The organism is Streptomyces sp. Root431 (genome assembly GCF_001426585.1).
Lineage (GTDB): Bacteria > Actinomycetota > Actinomycetes > Streptomycetales > Streptomycetaceae > Streptomyces > Streptomyces stackebrandtii.
This window is the reverse complement of record NZ_LMEI01000007.1, coordinates 605,538-629,692: the sequence shown is the minus strand read 5'-3', so window position 1 is coordinate 629,692 and position 24,155 is coordinate 605,538. Positions and strand designations below refer to the sequence as shown.

General features: G+C 72.1%; 20 protein-coding genes and 1 pseudogene. 6 read left to right on the top strand and 15 right to left on the bottom strand.

Features of this window, described 5'->3' with window-relative positions:
• The first annotated feature begins 46 nt into the window (after nt 1–46).
• Entirely contained in the window at nt 47–1,213 is a 1,167-nt protein-coding gene (locus tag ASC82_RS10065; protein WP_199862506.1) for a PQQ-dependent sugar dehydrogenase, read from the top strand.
• Between the two features lie 14 nt (nt 1,214–1,227).
• A complete protein-coding gene (locus ASC82_RS31015) occupies nt 1,228–1,533 on the top strand; it encodes a DUF6191 domain-containing protein (protein WP_242427632.1) in 306 nt (101 codons plus the stop codon).
• Here the strand turns inward: ASC82_RS31015 and ASC82_RS10060 are convergent.
• The 8 genes and pseudogenes from ASC82_RS10060 to ASC82_RS31010 all read right to left on the bottom strand — a co-directional run.
• Nucleotides 1,417–4,473, bottom strand: coding sequence for a helix-turn-helix transcriptional regulator (locus ASC82_RS10060; RefSeq protein ID WP_079039178.1), 3,057 nt, complete (start codon nt 4,471–4,473; stop codon nt 1,417–1,419). The genes ASC82_RS31015 and ASC82_RS10060 overlap by 117 nt on opposite strands.
• 7 nt (nt 4,474–4,480) lie before the next feature.
• A complete protein-coding gene (locus ASC82_RS10055; RefSeq protein ID WP_056644326.1) occupies nt 4,481–4,678 on the bottom strand; it encodes a hypothetical protein in 198 nt (65 codons plus the stop codon).
• 161 nt (nt 4,679–4,839) lie between these two features.
• A complete protein-coding gene (locus tag ASC82_RS10050) occupies nt 4,840–5,460 on the bottom strand; it encodes a hypothetical protein (protein ID WP_079039177.1) in 621 nt (206 codons plus the stop codon).
• Between the two features lie 35 nt (nt 5,461–5,495).
• Nucleotides 5,496–6,059 (bottom strand): GNAT family protein, encoded by a 564-nt coding sequence (locus ASC82_RS10045; protein WP_056644325.1) that lies wholly within the window; start codon nt 6,057–6,059, stop codon nt 5,496–5,498.
• Nucleotides 6,037–8,274, bottom strand: a complete 2,238-nt coding sequence (locus tag ASC82_RS10040) for an MMPL family transporter (protein ID WP_056644323.1) — start codon at nt 8,272–8,274, stop codon at nt 6,037–6,039. Before ASC82_RS10040 ends, ASC82_RS10045 begins: the two co-directional genes overlap by 23 nt.
• Before the next feature lie 198 nt (nt 8,275–8,472).
• Complete coding sequence (locus tag ASC82_RS10035) at nt 8,473–10,575, bottom strand: phospholipase C, phosphocholine-specific (RefSeq protein ID WP_056644321.1); 2,103 nt, start codon at nt 10,573–10,575, stop codon at nt 8,473–8,475.
• Between the two features lie 193 nt (nt 10,576–10,768).
• Nucleotides 10,769–11,698 carry a hypothetical protein gene (locus ASC82_RS10030; protein ID WP_157863460.1) on the bottom strand — a complete coding sequence of 310 codons (930 nt, stop codon included), beginning with the start codon at nt 11,696–11,698 and terminating at the stop codon, nt 10,769–10,771.
• A 258-nt stretch (nt 11,699–11,956) separates the two neighbouring features.
• Nucleotides 11,957–12,169: pseudogene (locus tag ASC82_RS31010) on the bottom strand (ATP-binding protein); the annotation flags it as partial.
• A 34-nt stretch (nt 12,170–12,203) separates the two neighbouring features.
• Here ASC82_RS31010 and ASC82_RS10020 point away from each other — a divergent pair.
• A complete protein-coding gene (locus ASC82_RS10020; RefSeq protein ID WP_347336074.1) occupies nt 12,204–12,911 on the top strand; it encodes a Scr1 family TA system antitoxin-like transcriptional regulator in 708 nt (235 codons plus the stop codon).
• Between the two features lie 71 nt (nt 12,912–12,982).
• On the top strand, nt 12,983–13,168 hold the full coding sequence (locus ASC82_RS10015) for a DUF397 domain-containing protein (RefSeq protein WP_056644314.1): 186 nt from the start codon (nt 12,983–12,985) through the stop codon (nt 13,166–13,168).
• Here the strand turns inward: ASC82_RS10015 and ASC82_RS10010 are convergent.
• Nucleotides 13,165–14,160 carry a winged helix-turn-helix domain-containing protein gene (locus tag ASC82_RS10010; protein WP_056644312.1) on the bottom strand — a complete coding sequence of 332 codons (996 nt, stop codon included), beginning with the start codon at nt 14,158–14,160 and terminating at the stop codon, nt 13,165–13,167. The genes ASC82_RS10015 and ASC82_RS10010 overlap by 4 nt on opposite strands.
• Nucleotides 14,161–14,440: 280 nt before the next feature.
• Here ASC82_RS10010 and ASC82_RS10005 point away from each other — a divergent pair, with 280 nt between their 5' ends.
• Nucleotides 14,441–15,265 carry a hypothetical protein gene (locus tag ASC82_RS10005; RefSeq protein ID WP_056644310.1) on the top strand — a complete coding sequence of 275 codons (825 nt, stop codon included), beginning with the start codon at nt 14,441–14,443 and terminating at the stop codon, nt 15,263–15,265.
• Nucleotides 15,266–15,312: 47 nt separating this feature from the next.
• On the top strand, nt 15,313–15,771 hold the full coding sequence (locus ASC82_RS10000) for a hypothetical protein (protein WP_157863459.1): 459 nt from the start codon (nt 15,313–15,315) through the stop codon (nt 15,769–15,771).
• Nucleotides 15,772–15,850: 79 nt separating this feature from the next.
• On the opposite strand, the gene gatB is transcribed toward ASC82_RS10000, so the two are convergent.
• The 6 genes from gatB to ligA form a co-directional block, all read right to left on the bottom strand.
• The gene (gatB, locus tag ASC82_RS09995; RefSeq protein ID WP_056644305.1) at nt 15,851–17,362 is read right to left on the bottom strand and encodes an Asp-tRNA(Asn)/Glu-tRNA(Gln) amidotransferase subunit GatB; all 1,512 of its coding nucleotides are present in this window, start codon (nt 17,360–17,362) and stop codon (nt 15,851–15,853) included.
• Between the two features lie 16 nt (nt 17,363–17,378).
• Complete coding sequence (locus ASC82_RS09990; RefSeq protein WP_030320338.1) at nt 17,379–17,612, bottom strand: hypothetical protein; 234 nt, start codon at nt 17,610–17,612, stop codon at nt 17,379–17,381.
• 5 nt (nt 17,613–17,617) lie between these two features.
• Nucleotides 17,618–19,117, bottom strand: a complete 1,500-nt coding sequence (gatA, locus tag ASC82_RS09985; RefSeq protein WP_024756531.1) for an Asp-tRNA(Asn)/Glu-tRNA(Gln) amidotransferase subunit GatA — start codon at nt 19,115–19,117, stop codon at nt 17,618–17,620.
• Nucleotides 19,118–19,123: 6 nt separating this feature from the next.
• The gene (gene gatC, locus ASC82_RS09980; protein ID WP_015036350.1) at nt 19,124–19,420 is read right to left on the bottom strand and encodes an Asp-tRNA(Asn)/Glu-tRNA(Gln) amidotransferase subunit GatC; all 297 of its coding nucleotides are present in this window, start codon (nt 19,418–19,420) and stop codon (nt 19,124–19,126) included.
• A 94-nt stretch (nt 19,421–19,514) separates the two neighbouring features.
• Nucleotides 19,515–21,641, bottom strand: coding sequence for a bifunctional diguanylate cyclase/phosphodiesterase (locus ASC82_RS09975; protein ID WP_056644303.1), 2,127 nt, complete (start codon nt 21,639–21,641; stop codon nt 19,515–19,517).
• A 310-nt stretch (nt 21,642–21,951) separates the two neighbouring features.
• Nucleotides 21,952–24,132, bottom strand: a complete 2,181-nt coding sequence (gene ligA / locus ASC82_RS09970) for an NAD-dependent DNA ligase LigA (protein WP_056644301.1) — start codon at nt 24,130–24,132, stop codon at nt 21,952–21,954.
• Between the last annotated feature and the right edge of the window lie 23 nt (nt 24,133–24,155).

Below are 24,155 nucleotides of genomic sequence, written 5' to 3'. Positions count from 1 at the left end.
TCAAGGGTGTGAGGATGCCGCTCGACTCGTCGAAGGGGACCGGACCATGAGCCGTCCTGTTGTGCTGAAGGCCCTGTGGGGCGCCGCCGTGCTGGCGCTCGTCGCGGGCTGCTCCTCGGGCGGTGGCGAGGACCGTCCGGGGACGGCTCCGCCGACGTCGGCGTCGGCACCGGCCTCCACCTCTGCCTCCGCCTCCGCCCCGGGCTCGGCTCCGACGTCCGGGACCGCGTCCCCGGCGGGCGGCGGGCGGGTGTCGGTGGCGGGGACGCTCACGGAGGGGCTGAAGTCTCCCTGGGGCCTCGCCGAGCTGCCCGGGGGCGACCTGCTGGTCTCCTCGCGGGACGAGCGGACGATCACCCGGGTCGACGGGAGAAGCGGCGCGAAGACCCTGCTCGGCGAGGTGCCGGGGGTGGTCCCGGGCGGCGAGGGCGGACTCATGGGGCTCGCCGTCCACGACGGCTGGGTCTACGCGTATCTGACGGCCGCCTCCGACAACCGCATCGTGCGCATGCGATACGGCGGCGCGGCAGGCGACCGGCTCGGGGCGCCGGAGCCGGTGCTGACGGGCATCCCTAAGGGGGTCGTGCACAACGGCGGGCGGATCGCGTTCGGCCCGGACGGGATGTTGTACGCGGGGACGGGCGAGACGGGACGGACAGGGCTGGCGCAGGACCGGGCCTCGCTCGGCGGGAAGATCCTGCGGATGACGCCGGAGGGCAGACCGGCGCCGGGCAATCCTCTCGCCGGGTCGGTGGTCTATTCGTACGGGCACCGCAATGTGCAGGGGATCGCCTGGGACGCGGACGGGCGGCTGTGGGCGGCCGAGTTCGGGCAGAACACCTGGGACGAGCTGAATCTGATCGAGCCGGGGAAGAACTACGGCTGGCCCGAGGCCGAGGGACGGACGGGCCGGGAGGGGTTCGTGGACCCGGTGGCACAGTGGCCGACCTCGGAGGCCTCACCGAGCGGCATCGCGTACGCGCGGGGCGCGATCTGGATGGCCGGGCTCAGGGGCGAGCGGCTGTGGCGCGTTCCGCTGTCCGGAGCGGAACGGTCCGGGGAGCCCGAGGCGTTCCTCTCGGGTGAGTACGGACGTCTGCGCACGGTTCTCGCCGGGGGCGACGGCCGGCTCTGGCTGGTGAGCAGCGAGACCGACACCCGGGGCACGCCCGAGCCCGGGGACGACAGGATCCTCCGGCTGGAGGTGAGGTGAGGGAGGCGGTGACCGTGTTCGATCCGATCGCGGAGCTCTTCGCGCCGGGACGCCGGCACACCGAGGAGGAGCTGCGGCGGCAGGCCCTCACGCGGGAGGACCCGGGGGACGCGGACCCGTCGCGCGGCCCGATAGACCTGACCTCGGGACGCGTGACGATACGGATACCCGGTCCGGGGACGGTCGCGCTCCCCCGGCCGGGGTCAGAGGGCCGTGTCGAGGAGGTGGAGCCGGTGGGCGAGGGCGGCGGCCTCGCCGCGGCCGGCGACGCCGAGCTTGGCGAGGATGTTGGAGACGTGGACGCTCGCCGTCTTCGGTGAGATGAAGAGCTCCTCGGCGATCTGCCGGTTGGTGCGGCCGGCCGCGACCAGGCGCAGGACGTCCTGCTCGCGCGGGGTCAGGCCGAAGGTGTCGTCGCCGGGCTCCACGGCCGCCGGGGACTGCTTCTCGGGCGCCAGGGAGAGGCGGGCCCGGGCGGCGAGGAGTTCCACGTCCTCGCGGAGCGGGCGGGCCCCGAGGCGGACGGCGGTGGCGTGGGCCTCGCGCAGCAGGGCCGTGGCCTCGTCCCGGTGGCCGCCCTCGACGAGCAGGGCGTCGGCGAGGCGGTGGCGGGCGCGGGCCAGCTGGGCGGGGCGGTCCAGCGGCTCGTAGGCGGCGACGGCCTCGGTCCAGCGGGCGGCGGACTCGCTGCCCTCGGCGCGGGCCAGTTCCTGGGAGACCTGGAGGGAGTGGGCGGCCCAGATCGGGGCCGGGGCGGCGAGGGCGCGGACGCAGCGGCGGATCGTCGCGAGCGCCTCGGCGCGGCCCTCGTCGGCGGCGGGGAGTCCCCGGCTGTCGGCCTCGGCGGCGGCGGCCGTGAGGACGAGCGGCCAGCCGTAGCGGTGGGTGCCGGGCGGGAATCCGCCCTCCGCGGCGGCGGCGAGCTGGCCCCGGACGTCCTGGACGCGGCCCTCGGCGGCGGCCACGGCGATCGCGACCTGGGCCATGGGAAGGGTGTACTGCGGGATCGGGTCGCGGGTGCCGTAGACGGCGCAGGCGGCGGCGAGGTGGCGGGTGGCCGCTTCGAGCTCGCCCCGCGCGGCGGCGAGCTGGGCGAGACGGAGGGAGGCGGAGCCCCGGGGCTTGGCGCCGGACGCCGAGCCCTGGAGCCGCTCGGCGGCCTCTCGTGCCTCGTCCCAGCGGCCGAGGGAGAGGAGGGACTCGGCGCGGTTGGCCTCGATCCAGCCGATGCTGCCGACGAGTCCGTACGAGCGGGCGAGGCGGATGCCGGCGTCGGCGATCTCGACGGCCTCGGCGGAGCGGCCGAGGGACTCAAGAGCGGAGGAGATGTTGATGTGGGCGCGCGCGGTCTCGCTGAACTGGCCCAGGGCCGTGGTCCGTTCCCGTACCTCGTGCATCTCGGCGAGACCGGCCTCGACGTCCCCGGCGGCGGTCAGGATGGTGCCGAGGGTGAGGCGGGCGTTGAGCTCGATCGACTCGGCCTTGACGTGCCGGGCGTACTCGACGGCGCGTTCGGCGGCGGTGAGGGCCTCGGGGCCGGGGTTGCGGAGCATTCCCCAGCCGGCGGCGCCGACGAGGACGACGGCGTGGACGGCGGACGGCGGGAGGCCCTTGACCAGTTCCTGGGCGCGGGCGATCTCCTCCCAGCCGTCGCCGCGGCCGAGATTGGACTGGAAGCGGGCCTTCTCCGTCCAGAACCAGGCGGCGCGCAGGGGGTCGTGCACGTCCTCGCTGTCGAGGAGGCGCAGTGCCATCCGGCCGATCTTCAGGGCGCGTTCGTGTTCGCCGCTGAACCGGGCGGCGACGGCGGCCTCGGCGAGGAGGTCGAGGTAGCTCAGCGGGGTCGTCTCGGGGTCGCAGCCGCACGCGGGGTAGGCCTCGGCGTAGTCCATGGGCCGGAGTCCTCGGCGGATCTCGGCGGGGGCCTCGTCCCAGAGCTCCATGGCCCGCTCCAGGAGCCGGAGCTGCTCGGCGTACGCGTGGCGCTTGCGGGTGGCGACGGAGGCGCGGAGGACGGCCGGCAGGGCCTTGGCCGGGTCGTGTGCGTGGTACCAGTACGTGGCGAGCCGGGTGGCCCGCTCGTCGGGCCGGACGAGCGTGGGGTCGCTCTCCAGGGCCTCGGCGTAGCGCCGGTTGAGGCGGGAGCGTTCGCCGGGGAGCAGGTCGTCGCTGACGGCCTCGCGGACGAGGGAGTGGCGGAAGCGGTAGCCGTCGCCGTCGGGGACGGCGAGCAGGATGTTGGCGCCGACGCAGGCCCGCAGGGCCTCGATGAGCTCGTCCTCGCCGAGCCGGGCGACGGCGGCCAGCAGGCCGTACTCGACGGTGGAGCCGCCCTCGGCGACGATCCTGGCGACCCGCTGGGCGTCCTCGGAGAGCGTCTCGACCCGGACGAGCAGGAGGTCGCGCAGGGAGTCGCTGAGCTGGCCGGGGGCGCAGCCGGCCTCGTGGGAGACGACGAGCTCCTCGACGAAGAAGGCGTTGCCGTCGGAGCGTTCGAAGACCTCCTCGACGAGCCCGGGGGCGGGTTCGGCGGCGAGGATGCCGGTGAGCTGGCGGTGCACCTCGGTGCGGGTGAAGCGGGAGAGCTCGATGCGGCGGATGGTGCGGAGCCGGTCGAGTTCGGCGAGGAGGGGGCGCAGGGGGTGGCGGCGGTGGATGTCGTCGGCGCGGTAGCTGGCGACGACCACGATCCGGCCGCGGCGGAGGGTGCGGAGGAGGTAGGTGAGCAGGTGCCGGGTGGAGGTGTCGGCCCAGTGCAGGTCCTCCAGGACGAGCACGATCGTGCGGTCGGCGGCGAGCCGCTCCAGGAGCCGTACGGTCAGTTCGAAGAGGCGTGCGGTGGAGTCCTCCTCGGAGGACTCGTGGCTGCCGGGGTCGCCCAGCTCGGGCAGCAGTCGGGCGAGCTCGCCCTCCTGGCCGTCGGCGGCGGCGGTCAGTTCGTCGGGCAGCTTGCGGCGGAGCGAGCGCAGGGCGGTGGCGAAGGGCGCGAAGGGCAGGCCGTCGGCGCCGAGTTCCACGCAGCCGCCGACGGCGACGACGGCGCCCCGGTCGCAGGCCGTGTCGAGGAACTCCTCGATGAGACGGGTCTTGCCGACCCCCGCCTCACCGCCCACGAGCAGGGCCTGGGGCTCTCCCGCGGTCGCGCGGGAGAGCGCCTCGGTGAGGGCGGTGAGTTCGCCGGCACGGCCGACGAAGACGGGACTGACTGACCTGGTCTCCACGGCGCCGAGCATCGCACAACCGTCCGTACGGTCGCTCATACGGGGGTCACGCGGCCCGGGCGAAGTCACCGCGTCCGGCGCCGCTCACCGGCCCCTCGGTGTCGTGGCCCCCATGGCGGCGGCCGAAGCGGCGCAGACCCCGGATGGCACCGGTGGACTCGGAAGCCTCGTGGGTCAGTCGCTGGGCGGCGGCCTCGCGGACGAGCTGGGCGTGGTTCATGCGGTGGAGTTCGTACTCGAACATCGTGTGCTCCCTGGTCGCTTCGGGTTTCGGTATCGCTCCTTGCGATGCCTCTACTCTCGGCTCCCAGGGGGTGCGGTCACATCGGGCGAGTGCCGCATGTTCGGGGTACGGGGGGCCTTAGACGGTCCCTAGGGGGTCCTTAGACGGACGGGGGACCCGCCTCAGGAGCCGGCGCTGGGCAGGCTCAGGAAGAGGTCGAAGTAGGTACCGACCGACAGGAGCAGCCCCAGGCCGCCCAGGACGGCGCCGGCGACGGCGACCGCACGGACCCAGGCGGGGCGCTCGGGGCGGACGAGGACCAGGACGAGGACGGCGGTGACGAGCGCGAGCAGCGCGAAGACGCCGTTGACCAGGGCGGTGGCGTGCCAGGCGTCTCCGTAGATCTCGGAGATCTGCTGGGCCGGGGTGCCGGACTGCGAGGTGCTGATCTGCCCGACGAGCGTCTCGCGCTCGGAGACGACCTTGCCGGTCCAGGTGCCCGTGAGCGCGACGGCGCCGAGGGCGGCGGAGACCACGGCCGCGCCGCCGACGCCGACGCCCGAGCCGGCGGGCGCCGCCGCGAGGAGCTCGTCGTCCAGGTCGTCGTCGTCCAGGTCGTCGTCGGCGGCGCCCTGTTCGACGAGCTGGTCGACGGCGCCGTCGGCCTCGGCAGCGGCCTCAGGAGTGCCCTCGGCAGCACCCTCGGCAGCGGCCTCCGGCGCCGTGGCCTTCGCCTCCGCCGTCTCGTCGGTCTTCTCGACGGCCTTGTCGGCGGTCTTCTCGTCGGTCTTCGTGATGTCCATGCGGCGCACGCTAGGTGGCGCACATGAGAACGGCCTTAAGAAAGCTCGGCCTTGGCCGCGCGCCACTCGGGCGCGAGGACGGCCCAGACCTCGGTGTCGGAGCGGGTGCCGCGGTGCGGGTAGTTCTCCCGCAGCACGCCCTCGCGCGTCATGCCGAGGCGGCGGGCGACGGCGGTGCTCGGCAGGTTCTTCGACGAGGCGTGCCATTCGACGCGGTGGATGCCGCGCTCCTCGATCGCCCAGTCGATGATGACGCGGCAGGCCCGGGTGATCAGACCCTTGCCGACGGCGGCCTCCTCCAGCCAGCAGCCCGCCTCCGCGGTCCCGTACGTCACGTCCATGGTCCGGAAGAGGACGCCGCCGACGAGCGTGCCCCCGGTCCAGATGCCGTAGATGCGTCCGGTGTCGTTCGCGGCCTTGTCGGCGTACGAGCGGAGGAAGGAACGCGCGGAGTCGAGGTCGGCGACGAAGTCCGGGAGGGCGATGTGCTGCCCGATGAACTCGCGTCCCCGGTCCATGTGGGTCAGGAACTCCTCGGCCTGCCAGGGCTCCAGGGGCCGCAGCTCGGCACCGTCGTCACCCAGCGATATCGCGAACATCGGAAGTCTCCTCGACCATCGGAATCGTCACACGTTGTCCCGGGATCCTCGCACGCGCGTCGGCGGCCTCGCGGCACTCGGGCGGCTCGATGCTGATCCGCGGCAGCAGGCGGTCGAGCCACTTCGGCAGCCACCAGTTCGCCCCGCCGAGCATGTGCATGAGGGCGGGGACGAGGAGGGTGCGCAGCACGAAGGCGTCGAGCGCGACGGCCGCCGCGAGGGCGATGCCGAACATCGCGATGACCCGGTCGCCGGAGAGGACGAAGGCGAGGAAGACCGCGATCATGATGACGGCCGCGGAGTTGATCACGCGGCTGGTCTCGGCCAGGCCGACCCGGACCGCCCGCCGGTTGTCGCCGGTCTCCAGCCACTCCTCGTACATCCGGCTGACCAGGAAGACCTGGTAGTCCATGGAGAGCCCGAAGAGGACCGAGACCATGATCACGGGGAGGAAGGGTTCGATCGGTCCGGCGCTGCCGAGACCGAGGAGCTCGCTCCCCCAGCCCCACTGGAAGATCGCCACGACGACGCCGAAGGCGCCGGCGACGGCCGCCACGTTCATGGCGGCGGCCTTGAGCGGGATGCCGATCGAGCGGAAGGCGAGCAGGAGCAGCAGGCAGCCGAGGGCGATGACGACGCCGACGAAGAGCGGCAGCTTGCCGATGATGATCTCGGCGAAGTCGTCGTACGAGGCGGTGACGCCGCCGACGTGGACGTCGAGGGAGGTACCGGTCTCGGCCTTCGGGAGGACGTCCGTGCGGAGCCGGTCGACGAGCTCGCTGGTGGCCTTGGACTGGGGCGAGGACTCGGGGACGACGGTGAGGAAGGCGGTGTCGCCCGAGCTGTTGTAGCTGACCGGGGAGACGGACGCGACCCCGCGGGTGGCGGAGAGCGCGGCCGGCAGCTGGTCGAGGGCGACCCGGTCGTCGGCGCCGTCCAGCCCGGCGACGAGGGTGAGGGGCCCGTTGACGCCCGGCCCGAAGCCCTCGGCGATGAGGTCGTACGCCTGCCGGGTGGTCGCGGTGGCCGGCCCGTTGCCCTGGTCGGAGGTGCCGAGGTGGAGCGAGAGCGTGGGCAGCGCGAGGACGCCCATGACGACGGCGGCGACGAGCCCGAGGAGCTTGGGGTGCCGCTCGACGAAGGCGGACCAGCGGGCGGCGAAGCCGGTGGGGAGCTCGGGCTGCGGTCCGTGCTCGGCGAGCGTCCGGCGCTCGCGCCGGGACAGCGCGCGCATGCCGATGAGCGAGAGCAGCGCCGGCAGGAGGGTGACCGAGGCCGCCACCGTGAGGACGACGGTGAGGGAGGCGGCGATGGCGACGCCGTTGAGGAAGCTGAGCCGCAGGATCAGCATGCCGAGGAGCGCGATGCAGACGGTGGCCCCGGCGAAGACGACGGCCCGGCCGGTGGTGGCGACGGCCGTCTCGGCGGCCTCGGCGACGGAGAGCCCGCGTTTCAGGCCTCTGCGGTGCCGGGTGACGATGAAGAGGGCGTAGTCGATGCCGACGCCCAGGCCGACGAGCATGCCCAGCATGGGCGCGAAGTCGGCGACGGTCATCAGATGGCCGAGCAGGACGATGCCGGAGTACGCGATGCCGACGCTGACCAGCGCGGTCGCGATGGGGAGCACGGAGGCGGCGAGGGAGCCGAAGGCGAGGAAGAGGACGACGGCCGCGACGGCGACGCCGACGACCTCGGCGATGTGGCCGCCGGGGGCCTCGGTGAGGGCGACGGCGCTGCCGCCGAGCTCGACGGCGAGGGTGTCGTCCGCCGCGGCCTTCGCCGTGTCGACGAGGGCGCGGGCCTGCGCCTCGGGGATGTCGTCGGCCTGCTCGCGGAAGGTGACGGTGGCGTAGGCGGTGTGTCCGTCCTCGCTGACCTGGCCCTGGGTGTCGCCGTAGGGCGAGGTGACGGCGGCGATGCCGGGCAGCTCGGCGACCTCGTCGAGCATCGCGGTCATGCGCCGTTCGACGGCGTCGGCGCGGACGCTGCCCTTGTCGGTGTGCCAGACGATGGTGTCGCTGTCGCCGCCGAGGCCGTGGAAGCCGCGGTCGAGGAGGGCGGTGGCCCGGCCCGATTCGGTGCCGGGGACCTCGTAGTCGTTGGAGTAAGCGCTGCCGGCGAGGATCGCGCCGGTGCCGACTCCGCCGAGGGCGAGGAGCCAGAGGAGAACGACGACGAGACGGTGCCGAATGCACCATCGTGCGATGGCTGCCAAAGGACGTGCTCCCTGGGTGGTTCGTGGATCTTGCACGGGAGCGGCCCGAGAAGAACGCATGACCTAATTGCGCCCACTCTTGCAGCCAAACCTGATCGTTTGCCCCTTTCGTGTCGATGCTCACAGCCGTGTGCGGAGGTTCGGGACCGAGGTCCCGGACCCCCGCTCACGCAGTGCCATCACCCGGAGACGGTGGGGTCAGCCGGAGACGCTGGGGCGTCCGTTCTCGATGTGGCCCATGAGGCGGCGGCGGAAGCCACCGGGCGCGGTGACCTCGACGTCGTACCAGCCGTGCGCGTCGGCGGCCGAGTGCACGACCGTACGGGTCTTCCCGGGCTTCACGGTGACCGTGCGGGTCCAGTCGGCGAGGTCGTGCTCGTCGACGTATCCGAGCGGCCTGATGGTGAAGGCGAGCGGGGCCGTGCCCGTGTTCCGTACGGTGAGGTGCAGGTCACGGTCGTGATGATCGATACGGGAGGCCAGCTCGACGCCGCCCGCCGCGGGGCCCTCGAACTCGCGGCGGAAGCCGTTCGGGCCGGTGATCGTGAAGCGGTAATGATCACCCGTAACGGGGACGGTCCACTCCCCCGTCCCCCTGACGTCCCGGTGCTGCGGGACGGCGAACTCGCCCGCGTACGGGTAGAGGGCGAAGTGCGCGCTCGCCCTGCCGGTGTTGCGCAGGGCGACGGTCACGGCCCCGGTCGAGACGGTCGCGGAGGCGTCCGGCTGGTACGGCAGGGGGCGGGCCGGGCGGGTGCCGGGCTCCTGGACGGGCATCTGCTGGACGGCCGGGGGCTGGGGCCGCCAGCGGCCGGTGAACGGCGGGATCGGGCCGGGCTGCTCGACGGGCGGCTGCCGGCGGCCCCGCTTGAAGTCGAAGGCGGAGGTCAGGTCGCCGGTGACGGCCCGGCGCCAGGGCGTGATGTTGGGCTCGGCGATCCCGGTCAGCTTCTCCAGGAAGCGGATCACGGAGGTGTGGTCGAAGGTCTCGGAGCAGACGTAGCCGCCGACCGACCAGGGGGAGACGACGAGCAGCGGGACGCGGATGCCGAGGCCGGTGGGCTGGCCCTTCCAGCGCTCGTCCGTGTTCTCGGCCGGCGGGACCGGCGGCGGCACGTGGTCGAAGAAGCCGTCGTTCTCGTCGTAGTTGATCAGGACCACGGTGTGGCGCCAGACGTCCGGGTGCGAGCCGAGGGCGTCGAGCACCTTGTAGACCAGGCCGGCGGAGGCGATCGGCGAGGAGGAGCCGGGGTGCTCGGAGTCGATCGCGGAGGGCACGAGGTAGGAGACCTCGGGGAGCGTGCCGGCGGCGACGTCGGCGCGGAAGGCGTCGGCGAGGGTGCCGCTCTCGACGCGGCGCAGTCCGCGCTCGAAGAGGGAGCGCTCGGCCTCGGTGAGGCCGGCGACGCCCTCTTCCAGGAGGCCGAGGAGGCGGGTCCGCTCGGCTGTGTCCTCGGTGTCGCGGACGGCGGCGTAGAAGGACTCCATGAAGGTGTGCCCGCCGGTCCCGGCGAGCGCCTTCCGGGCGATCTTCTTGAAGGTGGTGAAGAACTCGATGTTGTTGTCGGTGAAGTTCTCCCACTCCGTGTACGTCTTCCAGCTCCGCCCGGCGGCTTCGAGCCGCTCGGCGTAGGTGGACCAGCCGTAGCCGGGGTGGGTGCCCTCCGCGTACGCGGCGTTGGTGACGGCCCGGTTGCCGTCGGCCTCGAAGCCGGTCCAGCCGGACCAGAGGTGGTTGCGGTTGGGGCTCGTCGAGGTGTGGATGGACGAGTGGTAGGCGTCGCAGACGGTGAAGGTGTCGGCGAGCTCGTAGTGCAGGGGGATGTCCTGCCGGTCGTAGTACGCCATGGTGGCGGCGGTCTTGGCCGAGACCCAGCCGTCCATCCAGCCGCCGCGCCAGGCCTTGCCGCCGCCGCTCCAGGAGTGGTCGAGGTCGCCGATGTACTGGAGGTCCTTCTGCTGCGTCTCGGCGGCGCCGCGGATCGGGAAGGGCAGCACGGTCCGGCCGAGCGCGGCGGGCTGCTCGAACACCGGCTTGCCGGAGGGCAGCTCGATGGCGTTGCGGTCGGAGAATCCGCGGACGCCGCGCAGCGTCCCGAAGTAGTGGTCGAAGGAACGGTTCTCCTGCATGAGGATCACCACGTGCCGCACCGCCCCCAGCCCGCCGGCCGGCGGCTCCGCGGCCATCGCGGCCTGGAGGGACGGCGGCAGCAGCGAACCGGCCGCGGCGACACCGAGGGCGCCGCCGCCGAGCGCGAGGAGCCTTCTGCGGGACAGCTCGGGTGACTTCTCGGATGACAAGACCGACCTCCAGTCGACGGCCAATGGTTCGCCTTCGAGCCATTGGTTGGTACGTCGGGGACGGTAATCAGCCGGGGTGACGCCGAGAAGACCCGACGGGGGCGCGACGGTGAACGTCCAAGAGAACGGAACGGGAGTCCAAGCGCTTTCCGGCCACGAACGCCCGCCACCACTCCCCTCGTACGACCGCGCGTCAGGTCCCGCTCGGGATCACGCAGTGGCCGGGGCCGCTCGGGAGGACCCGCTTCTCGTCGTACAGGTCGGCCTGGGCGACGCGGGTGCCCTCGGCCGCCTGGCCCGCCTTCCACCGGCCCTCGGCGAAGAGAGGGTGGAGGTATCCGTCCTTCGGCGCCGAGCAGTCGTGGTTGGCGACCTCGCTCGCGTAGGCGCCCAGGACGAGCTTCCCGTCTTTCGACGTGACCGTGAACTGCCGCCGTACGGCGATCCGTGCCACCTCGGGGACGCCGGGGATCACGTCATGGCCTTCCTCGGCCCGCACCAGCGGGTAGACGAACGCGTAGTCGACGTGCACCGCCAGCTCCCCCGCCGCCGAGACCTGGTAGGTCATCGCGCCCCGTACCCGGACGCCGCTCTCGTCCGGGTACACCTCCTCGGGGTCGAAGCGGGTGACCATGTCCCTCCGTACGGCGTCGTCGGCTCCGCGCGGATCGAGCAGGGCGAGCGCCGCCGTGGGCTCGGCGCCGGCCAGGGTGTCCTCCGAGAGGTTGGTCTCGACGAGCAGGGTCTTCACGTCGTCGAGCACGGCGGTGATCTCCTTCGCGGTGAGCCCGTCGGGCGCCACGGGCACGGGGACGTAGATCGCGTCGGCCCCTGCCGCCCAGCCGGACGCGGGCGAGTTCCGGAACGGCATGTCTTCCGTGTACGGCCATTCCAGTGGCCAGATCTCCTCGCGGAGCGTCTGCGCGCTGTACGGCTGGTACGGCGGCCGCTCCCCCGTCACGTCGCTCAGCCAGAACCCGAACCCGCCGAGCAGCAGCACCCCGGCACCGGCCGCAAGGACGATCTTGAGCCGTCGCATCGCCCGGTCGCGCCGCAACGCCTCCTCAAGTCCCGGATCGCTCGCCTGCGCGCGCAGCCGAGCGACGTAATCCGTGGGTTCCACCGACATTTCTTGTTCCCTCCCCTGCTCCGCCAGGGTCGACGGAGCGGGACGGAGCTTCTCACGCGGCATCGCGGGCCGTCATCGCGAATTCCCCTTGCTGAACGTCCAGGGCGACGACGCGCCGCCCGACGCCTTCCGCCGGGCCTCGGCGCCGTCTCCGGAGGCGCCGCGCTCGTCGGCAAGGTAGGTGTCCCGGAGGCGGTCCACGGGCCGCTCGCACTCCTGGCCGGACAGGCCCGGGTCTCCGCCCGCCGCGTCGGCGAACTCGCACCAGACGATCTTGCCGGGGTTGCGCGCGCCCACGCCCCAGCGGTCGGCGAGGGTGTCGACGAGGAGGAGGCCCCTGCCTGACTCGCCGGAGGGTTCGCGGACGGCCGGGGTGCCGTCGGCGCTGTCGTGGACCTCGATACGGAGGGGGCCGGGGCGCTCCAGGTAGAGGTGGAGGCGGTAGCCGCGGCCGGGCGGGGCGCCTACGAACTCCAGGAAGAAGGTCCCCTCATGGGAAGTGGTCGGCGCCCTGGTGGCGCTTTACCGGAAACAAGCGGGCCTTACCCAGCCCCAGTTGGCCACGCAGGCGTGCGTGGCGCTGGAGACGCTGGGCTCGATCGAGCAGGGGCGGCGGGCGCTGCGGCTCGGGCTCGCGGGTGAGCTGGACGGCATCCTGAACACCGGCGGCGCGCTGGCGGTGGCGGTCGGGAAGGCGCCGAAGAAGGAGCGATACCCGGCGTTCGTCCAGGAGTTCATCGAGCTGGAGGCGCAGGCGCTCAGTATCTGCTCGTACGAGAACGGGGTCGTCCCGGGTCTGCTCCAGACCCCCGAATACGCCCGCGCGGTCTTCGGCTGCCTGTATCCGCCGATGACTCCGCAGGAAGCGGAGGACCGAATGCTCGACCGCCTCGACCGTCAGCGCATCTTCGAGCAGACCCCATGGCCCCCGATGATGTCCTTCCTGCTGGACGATTCCATCCTGGAGAAAACGATCGGCGGACGCGAAGTCCTGCGGGGACAGATCCTCCATCTGCGCGAGATCGCCGAACTCCCCTTCCTCGGGCTCCAGATCATCCCGAAGATGCGGACGACACACGCGGGGCTCGACGGGCTCATGGTGCTCCTCGAAACGCCCGCCCACGAACACGTCGCCTACATCGAGGGGCAGCGGGTGAGCTTCCTCATCGACGACCCCGACGAGGTCGGCATCCTCCAGGCCAAGTAGGGAATGTTGCGGTCACAGGCCCTGACGCCCGAGGACACCATGGGCCTGCTGGAACGTCTGGCAGGAGTGACATGAGCGCAGCAGCACTTTCGTGGTTCAAGTCCAGCTACAGCAGCGACGAGGGCGGTGCCTGCGTCGAGGTGGCCGCCCACCCCGCCACCGTGCACGTCCGGGACTCCAAGCTCGGCGGGACCAGCCCCGTCTTCACCGCCTCCCCCGACACCTGGGACGCCTTCGTCGCCCGGGCTGCACGCTAAGCGCACAGGCAGACGTTGCGGCCCTCAAGGAGGGCGCGGCCCAGCTTGGTGACGGTGTGCAGGGTCGCGTTGCGGTGGCGGTGGCTGGAGACCAAGGCCGCCTCCCGCAGGGCCGCGACGTGGCGGCTGGCGTTGGGTGCGGTGGTGCCCGCGCGGCGGGCGAGCTGGCCCGTCGTCGCGATGCCGTCCGCCAGCGCGAACAGCAGGACGGCCCGCGTCGGGCCGATCAGCGCCGCGAGCGCCCCTCTGTCCGCCGGCCCCACCTCCGGAGTGGCCCAGTGGGGCTCGTGTTCGATCGGGTGGACGAGGACCGGCGGCAGGGCCGGGTCGGCGAACGTCGTCGGGGCGTAGCGGCAGAAGAACGACGGCTGGAGCAGCAGGCCACGGCCGCCCAGGTGAAGATCCTGGTCGACGGGGAACGCGAGCCGGAGCACCGGATACTCCCAGTGCGCCGACGGATGGAGCGTGCTGAGGACCGCGTCCCAGCCTCCCTCCGCGAGCACCGCCGAGCGGCGCGTCCGGTCGCGGCTCACCTGCACCCAGATCCGCTCCCAGAACGGATCGAGCACGGCGTCGACGTACGCCTGCGCGGCGTCGGCCACCCGGCCCATCCCCGCCGGCTCCCCCGCCACCAGCTCCCGATGCCAGGCCGGCAGCCGCCGCTTGGGGTTCTGGATGCCGAACTCCCGTAAATCTTTCGTCACTTGATGCAGGGGTGTGGAGCGCAGCGCCTCCAGATGGGCGGCGAGGCCCCCGCCGACCGCCGGAGTCAGGAAGTCGGCCGAGTACCCGACGGGCGGCGCGAGTGCCGTCAACAGCCTTGTGGTGGCGGGCACTCGGGGCAGCGACTCGCGGAGCCATGGGCCCAGGAGCATGCCCGAGTCCCGTCTTCGCAGCCGGTGCAGGCTCATGAGCATCTCCCACATCGGGTCGGGTCCGGTCGCGATCCGGATCCGTGCGAGATCTTCCCCCGTGAAGTGAATTCGCAGCATCTCAACCCCTCCCACCAGGGCAATTACGTTCCAGCGCACAGACGTTCACGGAACTCCCCCGGTACTCGCAGACTCTGATCTGTCCGATTCCCGATCAGCACCCTTCAGCAACAGGACGGTGGATCGTAAAATGCCTGAGCCCCTGACGAAGAGGCGTTGCGGCGGGCGTGTCGCGTCGCGCAAGCTCGTTCGCGCACTCGCCGCCGGGATGGTTCTCGCCGTGTGCGCCGGGTGTTCGGGCACGAGTACGGGCAGGGGTTCGGCCACGGGCCGGACGCCGGTGCCCGCCGCGGCAGGGAAGCCGGCGACGGTCGCGGACCCCGCCGAGCTGACCGCGCTGCACCGGCTGCCGCCCGTGACCGGCCTGCTCTTCACCCCGCAGTCGCGTGCCGTCGGGGCACAGCAGAAGATCAGCATCGCCTGCATGGCCGAACGGGGCTACCGATACGCCCCCGTCCCCCCGCCCGAGAACCCGGGGGCCGACGAGCGCCCGCAGTCCTTCGGTCTCGAGTCCACGACTCCGCCGCGCCCGGCCACCCCTTCGGTGCCCCCCGAGGCGCCGCCCAAGCCCGGCAGCCCGGAGGCCTCCGACGCGTACGCGCGGGCTCTCTTCGGCGACGAGGCCAAGCGGGTCACCGTCATGGGCGCGCGACTGAGCGTCTCGCGGCCTGGCAACGGCTGCCTCGCCGAGGCGGAGACGCGCCTGCTCGGCGAGGGCCGGCTGCGCTGGCTCCAGGTGCGGATCCTGCTCTTCGAGGCCCAGGAGCAGACGCGCCAGGACGTGGAGAAGGACCCCGCGTTCCGTACGGCGACCACGCGCTGGCGGGAGTGCATGGACCGGGCGAAGGTCAAGGCCGAGGATCCCGTACAGGTGGAGCGATCGCTGCGTTCGGATGCTGACCGGCGGAGCAGTCCCGTCGCCGCGGCGGATCTGCGCTGCAAGGCGGAGACCCGATACCTGACCACGGCGTACCAGCGGCTCGCCGCCGTCCAGCAGCGCTGGCTGGACGAGCACCCCGACATCGGCCGGGACTGGAAGAAGCTGTCGGCCCGCCAGGACACGGCGGCCGACGAGGTCCTCGCCACCACAGTCTTCCGCCCCTGACTCCAGGTGCGGATGTTCTCCGACAGTGACACGAAAGCGAGATTGGCATGTCCATGCTTAATGTGAAGTCCGGGCTCCGCAGGAAGGTCGCGGCCGTCGCCGGCGCCACCGCGCTCCTCGTGGGCGGCGGCATCGCGACCGCGTCGACCGCGTCGGCCGGTCCCAACTGCCCCTCGGGCTACCACTGCCTCTTCGAGGGCAGCATCGGGACCCCCGTGCACAACTACTTCAACAGTGACGCCGACTTCAGGGACGACGCGTTCTACCCCAGCGGGGCCCTGGTGAACGACAACTCGTGGTCGGCCAGCAACTCCAGCAACGGCGGCTACGAGAGCCACTACTACAAGGACCCCGGCTACCAGAACTTCAACTTCTGCGTGAACCCGGGCAGCTACGTGACCCACGACCGACTGGAGGACGACGGCTACAACGGCAACGGCGTCGGCCAGCGAGACGAGTCCAGCTCCCTGCTGGTCCGGGGGACGACCTCGGTCTCCTGTTTCTGATCGCCACACCCGCACGAAAGGCGGCCCCGCACCGGAACTCCGGTGCGGGGCCGCCCCCTGTACGCGTACGAGAAGAGGATCAGCCCTCGCTGACGCCCAGCTTCTCCAGGATCAGGTCCTTGACCTTCGCCGCGTCCGCCTGGCCGCGGGTGGCCTTCATGACCGCACCCACGAGGGCGCCGACCGCCGCGACCTTGCCGCCGCGGATCTTGTCCGCGATGGCCGCGTTGCCCGCGATGGCCTCGTCGACCGCCGTGCCGAGCGCGCCGTCGTCGGAGACGACCTTCAGACCGCGCTTCTCGACGACCTCGTCCGGGGTGCCCTCGCCGGCGAGGACGCCCTCGATGACCTGACGGGCCAGCTTGTCGTTCAGATCGCCGGCGGCGACCAGGGCGGAGACCCGGGCCACGTCCGACGGGGTGATCGCCAGCTCCTCGAGGGAGACGCCCTGCTCGTTGGCGTTGCGGGCGAGCTCGCCCATCCACCACTTGCGGGCCGAGGCCGCGTCCGCGCCCGCCTCGATCGTGGCGACGATCGAGTCGACCGCGCCCGCGTTGAGGATGGACTGCATGTCCAGCTCGGACACGCCCCACTCCTCGCGCAGCCGGTTGCGGCGCACGCGCGGCAGCTCGGGCAGGCCGCCCCGCAGCTCCTCGACCCACGCGCGGGCCGGGGCGACGGGGACGAGGTCGGGCTCCGGGAAGTACCGGTAGTCCTCGGCGTTGTCCTTGATGCGGCCGGAGGTCGTGGAGCCGTCGTCCTCGTGGAAGTGACGGGTCTCCTGGATGATCGTGCCACCGGAGGTGAGCACGGCCGCGTGGCGCTGGATCTCGAAGCGCGCCGCACGCTCCACCGAACGGAGCGAGTTGACGTTCTTCGTCTCCGAGCGGGTGCCGAACTTCTTGGTGCCGTTCGGGCGCAGCGACAGGTTCACGTCGCAGCGCATCTGGCCCTTGTCCATGCGCGCCTCGGAGACACCGAGGGCGCGGATCAGCTCGCGCAGCTCGGCGACGTACGCCTTGGCGACCTCGGGGGCCCGCTCGCCCGCGCCCTCGATCGGCTTGGTGACGATCTCGATGAGCGGGATGCCGGCCCGGTTGTAGTCGAGCAGGGAGTGGGACGCGCCGTGGATACGGCCGGTGGCGCCGCCCACGTGCAGCGACTTGCCGGTGTCCTCCTCCATGTGGGCGCGCTCGATCTCCACGCGGAAGATCTCGCCGTCCTCCAGCTGGACGTCCAGGTAGCCGTTGAAGGCGATCGGCTCGTCGTACTGGGAGGTCTGGAAGTTCTTCGGCATGTCCGGATAGAAGTAGTTCTTCCGGGCGAAGCGGCACCACTCGGCGATCTCGCAGTTCAGCGCGAGACCGATCTTGATGGCGGACTCGACGCCGATCGCGTTGACGACCGGCAGCGAGCCGGGCAGGCCGAGGCAGGTCGGGCACGTCTGCGAGTTCGGCTCCGCGCCCAGCTCGGTCGAGCAGCCGCAGAACATCTTCGTCTTGGTGCCGAGCTCGACATGGACCTCCAGGCCCATGACGGGGTCGAACGCCGCGAGGGCCGCGTCGTACGACAGCAGTTCAGTGACAGTCACGGTGAGACTTTCCCTCTCAGCCCAGCAGGACGTCGTCGTCGCCCAGGCGCTTGAGCTCCCGGTAGAGGATCGCCAGGCCGGTAACGATGGCGGCGGCGGACACGGCGGAGTCGATCAGCCGCAGCATGTCGTTGTCGTTGCGGGCCAGCTTGGCCTGCTTCGCGACGCTGATGGCACCGAACGCGGTGGTCGCCAGCGAGACGTAGACGCCGGTCTTGGACTTCTTGAAGTTCTTGGCCTTCTTTGCCATGGCACTCACAGCGACGGAGCCTCCTCAAGCAGCGGATGCCCCCACTTTTCCACGAACGCGGCCTCGACGGCGGCGCCGACCTTGTACAGCCGGTCGTCCTTGAGCGCGGGAGCGATGATCTGCAGGCCGACCGGCAGCCCGTCCTCGGGCGCGAGGCCGCAGGGCAGGGACATCGCGGCGTTGCCGGCCAGGTTGGTCGGGATGGTGCACAGGTCCGCGAGGTACATCGCCATCGGGTCGTCGGCGCGCTCGCCGATCGGGAAGGCGGTGGTGGGGGTCGTCGGGGAGACGATCACGTCCACCTCCTCGAAGGCCTTCTCGAACTCGCGGGTGATGAGGGTCCGGACCTTCTGGGCCGAGCCGTAGTACGCGTCGTAGTAGCCGGAGCTCAGCGCGTACGTACCGAGGATGATGCGGCGCTTGACCTCGTCGCCGAAGCCGGCCTCACGGGTGAGGGCGGTGACGTCCTCGGCCGAACGGGTGCCGTCGTCGCCGACCCGCAGGCCGTAGCGCATGGCGTCGAAGCGGGCCAGGTTCGAGGAGCACTCGGACGGCGCGATCAGGTAGTACGCCGAGAGGGCGAGGTCGAAGGTCGGGCAGTCCAGCTCGACGATCTCGGCGCCCAGCGACTTGAGCAGCTCGACGGACTCGTCGAAGCGCTGCACGACACCGGCCTGGTAGCCCTCGCCGCGGAACTGCTTGACGACACCGACGCGCATGCCGGCGACCGAGCCGTTCCGCGCGGCCTCGACGACCGGCGGGACCGGGGCGTCGATGGAGGTCGAGTCGAGCGGGTCGTGCCCGGCGATCGCCTCGTGCAGGAGGGCCGCGTCCAGGACCGTACGGGCGCAGGGGCCGCCCTGGTCGAGGGAGGAGGAGAAGGCCACCATGCCGTAGCGGGAGACCGCGCCGTACGTCGGCTTGACGCCGACGGTGCCGGTGACGGCGGCGGGCTGGCGGATCGAGCCGCCGGTGTCCGTGCCGATGGCGAGCGGGGCCTCGTACGCGGCGAGGGCGGCCGAGGAGCCACCGCCGGAGCCGCCGGGGATCCGGGTCAGGTCCCAGGGGTTGCCGGTCGGGCCGTAGGCGCTGTTCTCCGTGGAGGAGCCCATCGCGAACTCGTCCATGTTGGTCTTGCCGAGGATGACGACGTCGGCGGCCTTGAGGTTCTTGACCAGGGTCGCGTCGTACGGCGGGATCCAGCCCTCGAGCATCTTCGAACCGACGGTCGTCGGAATGCCGACCGTGGTGAAGATGTCCTTGAGCGCGAGCGGGACGCCGGCGAGCGGGCCGAGCTTCTCGCCGCGGGCACGCTTCTCGTCGACGGCGCGCGCCTGCGCGAGGGCGCCCTCGCGGTCGACGTGCAGGAAGGCGTGGACCTTCTCGTCGACGGCCTCGATACGGGCGAGGTGGGCCTCGGTGACCTCGACGGCGGTGAGCTCGCCCGCGGCGATCTTCCCGGCGATCTCGGCGGCCGTGAGCTTGATGATGATGTTGTCCGTCATGACGTGTTAGTCCTCCCCCAGGATCTGCGGCACCTTGAAACGCTGCTGCTCCTGGGCCGGGGCGCCGGAGAGCGCCTGCTCGGGGGTGAGCGACGGACGGACCTCGTCCGCGCGCATGACATTGGTCAGCGGCAGCGGGTGGGAGGTCGGCGGTACGTCTTGGTCGGCGACCTCGGAGACGCGGGCGACCGCGCCGATGATGTCGTCGAGCTGGCCGGCGAAGTGATCGAGTTCTTCGCCCTTCAGCTCCAGACGCGCCAGCCGTGCGAGGTGGGCGACCTCCTCGCGCGTGATGCCAGGCATGCGGATCCTCACGGGGTGAGCTTGATGGTGTCGGCCCATCCTAGGGGGCCGGTGCCGCTCCCCGTGAAACGGTCGCCCCGGGGCGTGACGGCGTCTACTGCACGACCTGGCCCGAGGGCCGCCCGAGGTCGACCTCGGCCGCGAGGTCGGCGGCGATGTCGACGGGGCGGCGCCAGCCGTGCTCGCCGCGGGCCAGGAGCCAGGCGGTCGCCTCGGCGGGCGGCATCGCGGCGGCGACCAGCCAGCCCTGGACGGCGTCGCAGCCCAGGTCGCGCAGGCGCTCCCAGGTCTCGTCGTCCTCCACTCCCTCGGCGACGACGAGGAGGCCGAGCGAGTGGGCGAGGTCGAGGGTGCAGCGGACGATCTCGGCGTCCTCGGTGTCGACGGCGAGCCGGGCGACGAAGGAGCGGTCGATCTTCAGTTCGCTGACGGGCAGCCGGCGCAGGTGGACGAGCGAGGAGTAGCCGGTGCCGAAGTCGTCGAGGGACATCTTGACGCCGTGGCCGGTGAGGCCGTTCAGCGTGTCGGCGGCGCGCTGCGGGTCCTCCAGGAGCACGTGCTCCGTTATCTCCAGCTGGAGCGCGCCGGCCGGGACGCCGTGGCGGGCGAGGCGGGCGGCGACGGCTCCCGCGAAGCCGGGGGTGTGGACGTCGCGCGGCGAGACGTTCACGGCGACCGGGACGTTGAGGCCCTGCGCGCGCCAGCGGGCGACCTGCGCGAGGGCGGTCTCCAGGACGTACTCGGTGAGGTGGGGCATCAGGCCGGAGGACTCCGCGATGGCGATGAACTCGTCCGGCGGAACCTTCCCTCGCTCCGGGTGGACCCAGCGGACGAGCGCCTCCAGGCCCGCGACCTGGCCGTCGAAGCGGACCTTGGGCTGGTAGTGGAGTTCGACCTCGCCCGCGTCGAGGGCGCGGCGCAGGTCGCCGAGGAGGCCGAGCCGGTCGGGGGTGTTGGAGTCGCGCTTGGACTCGTAGACCTCGACGCCCGTGCGGTCCCGCTTGGCCTGGTACATGGCGACGTCGGCGCGGCGCAGCAGGCCCTCGGCGTCGAGGGCGTGGTCGGGGAAGACGGCGACGCCGGCGCTGGCCTCCAGGACGAGGGTGAGTCCGTCGAGGTCGAGCGGGGAGGAGAGCTCGGCGACGAGGTGGCGGGCGACGCGCTGCGCGCTGGTGGTGGAGTCGGCGGTGGGCAGCAGGACGGCGAACTCGTCGCCGCCGAGCCGGGCGGCCTCGGCGCCGCGGGGCAGGGCGAGGCGGAGCCGCTCGGCGATCTGGAGGAGCAGCCGGTCGCCCGCGAGGTGTCCGAGGGTGTCGTTGACCGAGCGGAAGCGGTCGAGGTCGATGAGGACGAGGGCGGCGCGGGCGCCTTCGCCTTCGGCCTCTTCCAGGGCCGTCCAGGCCCGCTCCAGGAGCCACTGGCGGTTGGGGAGCCCGGTCAGCGGGTCGCGCAGCTGTTCCTCGGCGCGGGCCCGGGCGATCCAGAGGGTGGAGTCGAGGGCGATGAGGGGGACGGCGAAGAGGGGCAGGAGGACGGGCCGGGTGGCGGCGACGACGCAGATGAGCGGGGCGATGCCGAGCAGGGCGACGGCGACGAGCCCCTGCCGGAGGAGGGCGGTGCGGGCGATGGTGGGCAGTCCGCGGCCCTGGGGCGCGAGCGTGTACCACAGCAGGATCCGGGTCACCACGAGATAGGCGGCCGCGGCGAGGACGACTTCCGGGACGTCCCCGATCGTCCAATCGAGGGGCTGCCAGGGCTCCTCGACGGTCGGTACGTCTCCGAAGAGGGCGAGCACGAGGGCGGCGGCGCCGACCCCGAGGACGTCGGCGGCGCCGTGCAGCAGGCCCTGTCGCCAGCGGTGCCGGCGGGCGGCGCCGACGAGGGCGACGACGGTCAGCGAGACGAGTCCGGCGGGCACCCAGCCGTACAGCAGGAGGACGGCGAGGGTGAGGGCGGCGCCGGAGCCCGTGCCGCCCCACCAGCGGTCGCGGCCGAGCGCGACCAGGTGGCCGACGATGAGGCCGGTGAGGACGGCGAGGGACCAGCCGGTGCCTCCGCCGGGGAAGAGGCCGTGTCCGGTGCTCAGGGCCCGCTGGAGGCCGGCGACGAGCACGACGGCGGCGATGCCCACCACGGCTGCGGGCAGCCGGGAGGTCGGACCCGTGGGGACCACACGGCCATACGGCCGTGGGGCCGGGGCGGCGCTCTCGGTCGGTTCCATTCCCGTCCCTCTCACAGGCGGCGGTGCCGTCGGTGTGCGATGGGCCGCGCTCGCGCGGCCGTCCGTCGTCCGGCCGTCCGCCATGCGGCCGCCACCGGGCGGCCGTTCCTCATGCCACTGGGCCGTTCGTCCTGGCGCGCACGACCGGCAGCCCTCGCGCGGACGTGCGGGACAGGACGCACGGTCACCACAGTAGGCCGCCGAGGGCTCCGACGGGCAGCGCTCTCCCTCTCTTGCCCGAATGCGACCCGGCCACCCGTAACGATCTGGTATGCGCCGAACGGGTGACCTTCCCAGGGGCCGGCAGAGGCTATTCGGCGACCGGCACCGCGGCCTCGCGAGCGGCTTCGGGACCTTGTTCGAGCAGGACGGAGAAGCCTTCCTCGTCGAGAACCGGAACCTTCAGCTGCATCGCCTTGTCGTACTTCGAACCAGGGTTTTCGCCCACCACCACGAAGGCCGTCTTCTTCGAAACGGAACCGGTGACCTTCGCTCCGAGGGTCTGGAGGGACTCTTTTGCGCCATCCCTGGTGAACTTTTCCAGGGTGCCGGTCACGACGACCGTGAGACCTTCGAGCGGACGGGGCCCCACGTCCTCCCCGGCGCCCTCGTCCTCTAGGGAGACTCCGGCGGCGCGCCACTTGCGCACGATCTCGCGGTGCCATTCCTCGGCGAACCACTGCTTCACCGCGGTCGCGATGATCCCGCCGACGCCGTCGACGGCGGCCAGCTCCTCCTCGCTCGCCTGCTCGATCCGCTCCAGGGAGCGGAACTCACGGGCCAGCGCCTCGGCCGCGACCGGACCCACGTGCCGGATCGACAGGCCGTTGATGAAGCGGGCGAGCGGCCGCGTCCTGGCCGCCGCGATGTTCTCCAGCATCGCCAGGGCGTTCTTCTTCGGCTCGCCCTTCTGGTTGGCGAAGACCGTGACGATCTTCTCCTCGCCGGTCTTCGGGTCGCGCTTGGGCAGCCCGCTGTCCGGGTCGAGGACGTACGCCTTGATCGGGAGCAGCTGCTCGATGGTGAGGTCGAAGAGGTCGCCCTCGTCCCTGAGCGGCGACTCGGCCGGCTCCAGGGGGTTGGTCAGCGCCGCCGCGGCCACTGAGCCGAAGTTCTCGATGTCCAGGCACTGGCGGCCGGCCAGGAAGAAGAGCCGCTCGCGCAGCTGGGCCGGGCACGTGCGCGCGTTCGGGCAGCGGAGGTCGATGTCGCCCTCCTTCATCGCCTTCAGCGGCGTCCCGCACTCCGGGCACTCGGCGGGCATCACGAACTCCCGCTCGCTGCCGTCCCGCAGGTCGGCGACGGGCCCGAGGATCTCGGGGATCACGTCACCGGCCTTGCGCAGCACGACCGTGTCGCCGATCAGGACGCCCTTGGCCTTCACGACCTCCTGGTTGTGAAGGGTGGCGAACTCGACCTCGGAGCCGGCCACCGTCACCGGCTCCACCTGCGCGTACGGCGTGACGCGGCCGGTGCGGCCGACGCCGACCTTGATGTCGATCAGCTTGGTGTTGACCTCCTCCGGCGCGTACTTCCACGCGATGGCCCAGCGGGGGGCGCGCGCCGTGGAGCCGAGCCGGCCCTGGAGCGGGATCTCGTCGAGCTTGACGACGACCCCGTCGATCTCGTGCTCGACGGAGTGGCGGTTCTCGCCGAAGTACGCGATGAACTCCCGCACGCCGTCGAGCGAGTCGACCACCCTGTTGTGCCGGGCGGTCGGCAGGCCCCACTCGTGGAGCAGGGCGTACGTCTCCGACAGGCGGGAGATCTCGAAGCCCTCGCGGGCGCCGATGCCGTGCACCACCATGTGGAGCGGGCGCGAGGCGGTGACCTTGGGGTCCTTCTGGCGCAGCGAACCCGCCGCCGCGTTCCGCGGGTTGGCGAAGGGCTTGTCCCCCGCCTCCACCAGGCGGGCGTTGAGCCCCTCGAAGGCCTCCATCGGGAAGTAGACCTCGCCGCGGATCTCGACCAGGTCCGGGACGCGGTCGCCGTGCAGCCGGTTCGGGATGTCGGCGATCGTCCGCACGTTGGGCGTGATGTCCTCGCCCGTGCGGCCGTCGCCGCGGGTCGCGGCCCGGGTCAGCCGCCCGTGCTCGTACGTCAGGTTCACGGCGAGGCCGTCGACCTTGAGCTCGCACAGGTAGTGGTAGTCGGGGGTGCCGACGTCCCGCGCGATCCGCTCGGCCCAGGCGGCCAGTTCCTCGTCATCGAAGGCGTTGTCCAGCGAGAGCATGCGCTCCCGGTGCTCGACGGAGGTGAAGTCGGTCTCGTACTGTCCGGCGACCTTCTGGGTCGGCGAGTCCGGCGTCCGCAGCTCCGGGTACTCCTCCTCCAGCGCTTCCAGCGAGCGCAGGAGCTTGTCGAACTCGCCGTCGCTGATGACCGGCTGGTCCTTCACGTAGTACCGGAAGCGGTGCTCCTCGATCCGCTCCGCGAGCTCGGCGTGCTTCTCCCGTGCCTCGGCGGGCAGGGCCCCCTGTTCGACTGCCACCTTCGTCCGTCCTCCCGTGCCTC

Coding starts and splice junctions, on each gene's coding strand:
- ASC82_RS10065 (WP_199862506.1), top strand. CDS start 47: ATGAGCCGTCCTGTTGTGCTGAAGGCCCTGTGGGGCGCCGCCGTGCTG.
- ASC82_RS10060 (WP_079039178.1), bottom strand. CDS start 4,473: ATGAGCGACCGTACGGACGGTTGTGCGATGCTCGGCGCCGTGGAGACC.
- ASC82_RS10055 (WP_056644326.1), bottom strand. CDS start 4,678: ATGTTCGAGTACGAACTCCACCGCATGAACCACGCCCAGCTCGTCCGC.
- ASC82_RS10050 (WP_079039177.1), bottom strand. CDS start 5,460: ATGGACATCACGAAGACCGACGAGAAGACCGCCGACAAGGCCGTCGAG.
- ASC82_RS10045 (WP_056644325.1), bottom strand. CDS start 6,059: ATGTTCGCGATATCGCTGGGTGACGACGGTGCCGAGCTGCGGCCCCTG.
- ASC82_RS10015 (WP_056644314.1), top strand. CDS start 12,983: ATGAGCGCAGCAGCACTTTCGTGGTTCAAGTCCAGCTACAGCAGCGAC.
- ASC82_RS10010 (WP_056644312.1), bottom strand. CDS start 14,160: ATGCTGCGAATTCACTTCACGGGGGAAGATCTCGCACGGATCCGGATC.
- ASC82_RS10000 (WP_157863459.1), top strand. CDS start 15,313: ATGTCCATGCTTAATGTGAAGTCCGGGCTCCGCAGGAAGGTCGCGGCC.
- ASC82_RS09990 (WP_030320338.1), bottom strand. CDS start 17,612: ATGGCAAAGAAGGCCAAGAACTTCAAGAAGTCCAAGACCGGCGTCTAC.
- gatA (WP_024756531.1), bottom strand. CDS start 19,117: ATGACGGACAACATCATCATCAAGCTCACGGCCGCCGAGATCGCCGGG.
- gatC (WP_015036350.1), bottom strand. CDS start 19,420: ATGCCTGGCATCACGCGCGAGGAGGTCGCCCACCTCGCACGGCTGGCG.
- ASC82_RS09975 (WP_056644303.1), bottom strand. CDS start 21,641: ATGGAACCGACCGAGAGCGCCGCCCCGGCCCCACGGCCGTATGGCCGT.